Consider the following 2,743-nt stretch of genomic DNA (forward strand, 5'->3'; position numbering starts at 1 on the left):
CACCCCTTCCCATCTCGAACAGGACCGTGAAACGCTGCAGCGCCTATGATAGTTGAGGGCCTCCCTCCGCGAAAGTCGGTCACCGCCAGACACCTATATCCAACAACCCCGCCTCTATACACAGAGACGGGGTTGTTTTGCGCGAATTTAAACAACCTGCCCCGCTGCCTGTCCGGATGCCCAAGCCCACTGGAAGTTGTAGCCGCCGAGCCAGCCGGTGACGTCGACTACTTCGCCGATGAAATAGAGGCCCGGCACCAGCTTAGACTGCAAAGTGCTGGAGGATAGTCCGTCGGTATCGACGCCGCCCAGCGTGACTTCCGCTGTGCGGTAGCCTTCGGTGCCGCTGGCGGTGATGGGCCATGCGTTGAGCTGACTGCCGATCAGTCTGAGTTCCGCGCTACGGTATTGCCGCATCGGCCGACCGTCGAACCACTGCTCGCAGAGGCGCTGCGCTAGCCGTTTCGGCAGCGCATCGCCGAGCACGGTTTTAAGTGCGGCGAGCGGTCGTGCCGTGCGCTGTTCCAACAGCCATTCACCTACGTCCTGATCCGGCAACAGGTCCATATGCAGGCTGTCTCCAGGTTGCCAGTAGGAAGAAATTTGCAGGATAGACGGACCGCTAAGGCCACGATGGGTGAACAGGAGGCCTCCGCGGAAACTCTGCCTGGCCACACTGGCTTCCACGCCCGGTAACGTGACGCCGGCCAGATCCTTATAATGCGTCTGATGGCTGCCACTCAGCGTCAGTGGCACCAGTCCAGGGCGGGTGGGTAGCACGTCGTGACCAAACTGGCGGGCGATTTCGTAGCCAAAACCCGTGGCACCCATACTGGGAATGGACAGGCCGCCGGTGGCGACTACCAGTGCTTCGGTCTGCACCTCGCCGCGCGTGGTGCGCAGGTTGAAGCCCTCAGTTATTTTGTGAACGCGCTCGATGCCGTAACTGGTTTCAATTGTCACGCCGGTTGCGGCGCATTCGTTCAGCAGCATCTGTACGATCTGCCTGGAGGAGCCATCGCAGAACAACTGGCCGAGTTCTTTTTCGTGATAGGCGATGCCGTGTTTCTCTACGAGCGCGATGAAGTCCGCAGGTGTGTAGCGCGCCAGCGCAGACTTGGGGAAATGGGGGTTGCTGCAGAGGTACTGGCTCGGTGTTACCCAGAGGTTGGTGAAATTGCAGTGGCCGCCGCCGGACATCAGGATTTTTTTACCGACCTTGTTGGCATGATCGACCAGCAGCACGCGCCGTCCGCGCTGGCCAGCCGCGATCGCGCACATGAGCCCGGCGGCACCTGCGCCGATGATCAGCACATCCACCTTCACCCGTTCACCGCGGACTCAATGCGAGACATGGTTTTTTTGTTAATCCCCATTATTTTCATTGCCTTGCTTATACGACTCGAACATTTGTCTCGGATCCTTGCTGCAGGGTAACCCCGTTCAGAAAAATCGGCTTCTTCTCATCTTTTTGTTTTGCCATGATGACGAATATTTGTACATTATCAAAGAGGATTGTTGACCTGTCGGCGCCCTATCCTGCCCACCCATATCACCCGCTTCCTTGACAATACCAACCGGTCGGTCTTAGATAGCGATTCACGCTGAAATATTATGGAGGCCGGTATGGAAGTTATTGCTGCGGTAAAAAATCGTCGTGCCGTAAAATCCTTTGATCCGCATCATAAAATGTCCGATGAAACACGGCAGGTGCTGTTGGAGACAGCGGTATTGGCACCCAGTGCGTACAACATTCAGCATTGGCGGACCGTGGACGTGCGGGACCCTGCGCAGCGGGCGGCTATTCGTGAGGTGGCCTGGGGCCAGACGCAGGTGACAGATGCTTCAGCGCTCTATGTGCTGTGTGCCGACCTCAACGCCTGGCAGGAGGAGCCGCAGCGGTACTGGGCGACATCGCCGCAGCCGGTGCAGGACTTTGTGTTGCCAAAGTTGGATGAATATTATCGCGGCAAGCCGGAGGTGGCGCGCGATGAGGCAATGCGCACTCTGGGTATTTTTGGCATGACCCTGATGCTGGTGGCGCAGGATCTTGGTTACGACTCCTGTCCCATGGACGGCTTTGATTTCGACGCGGTGGCAAAGATTATTCGTCTGCCGGCAGACTTTGCCATCGGCTATATGGTGGCGGTCGGCAAGGGTACAGGCAATGCTTGGCCGAGTAACCGGGAACCTGTGGAGAAACTGGTATATATCGATCATTTTTGAGCCCCGGGCAGATTGTCGCGGAGGGAAATGCTCTATACTCGTAATTCATTATACCGAGCAGGTGACCACCTGCGGGAGAGTTAAGAATGCCTGTCAATGAAGGAACTGCAGATCGGATTATACGCGTGATTGTAGGGTTGGCCATTATTGTAGTGCTGGTGGTTTTTCTGCCGGGCGCAAACAAATGGTGGGCGCTGGTGGGTTTGGTGCCGCTTATTACCGGGCTTACCGGTTTCTGCGCGCTGTATACCTTGCTGGGCATCAAGACCTGTCCGATGAAGCCGCAAGCAAAATCCTGATCCTCTGAGTGTTGTTTCCCGGTAGTTCCGGGCGCTACGTAGAAAGGCGCGGCGGCGACCGCGCCTTTCTTGTTAAACGCCTCCGGATATAGCTCCCGGACACTGGCTGCATGCCACCTTAAAATCCATAAAAAATTACATAGACTTTATTTGCTGGGTGAGATGGCGTCGTTCCACCGGGTTTACGCGCCTGGCCGCTGATGGGCGTCCGCACATGG

Annotated in this window: 3 protein-coding genes and 1 rRNA gene; 3 read left to right on the forward strand and 1 reads right to left on the reverse strand. The window is 56.9% G+C overall.

Translation table 11 applies throughout. From position 1 onward, the window contains the following. Positions 1 to 91, forward strand: a 5S ribosomal RNA gene (gene rrf, locus AC2VNK_RS06315); the annotation flags it as partial. 56 nt (positions 92 to 147) lie between these two features. On the opposite strand, the gene AC2VNK_RS06320 is transcribed toward rrf, so the two are convergent. Continuing rightward, entirely contained in the window at positions 148 to 1,326 is a 1,179-nt protein-coding gene (locus AC2VNK_RS06320) for a BaiN/RdsA family NAD(P)/FAD-dependent oxidoreductase (protein ID WP_486883207.1), read from the reverse strand. Positions 1,327 to 1,626: 300 nt separating this feature from the next. On the opposite strand from AC2VNK_RS06320, the gene AC2VNK_RS06325 reads away from it, so the two are divergent. Then, the gene (locus AC2VNK_RS06325) at positions 1,627 to 2,226 is read left to right on the forward strand and encodes a nitroreductase family protein (protein ID WP_291525336.1); all 600 of its coding nucleotides are present in this window, start codon (positions 1,627 to 1,629) and stop codon (positions 2,224 to 2,226) included. 86 nt (positions 2,227 to 2,312) lie between these two features. After that, positions 2,313 to 2,525, forward strand: coding sequence for a YgaP family membrane protein (locus AC2VNK_RS06330; protein ID WP_486883208.1), 213 nt, complete (start codon positions 2,313 to 2,315; stop codon positions 2,523 to 2,525). The last annotated feature ends 218 nt before the right edge of the window (positions 2,526 to 2,743 follow it).

This window comes from Acidithiobacillus sp. TH-A35, from assembly GCF_057473505.1.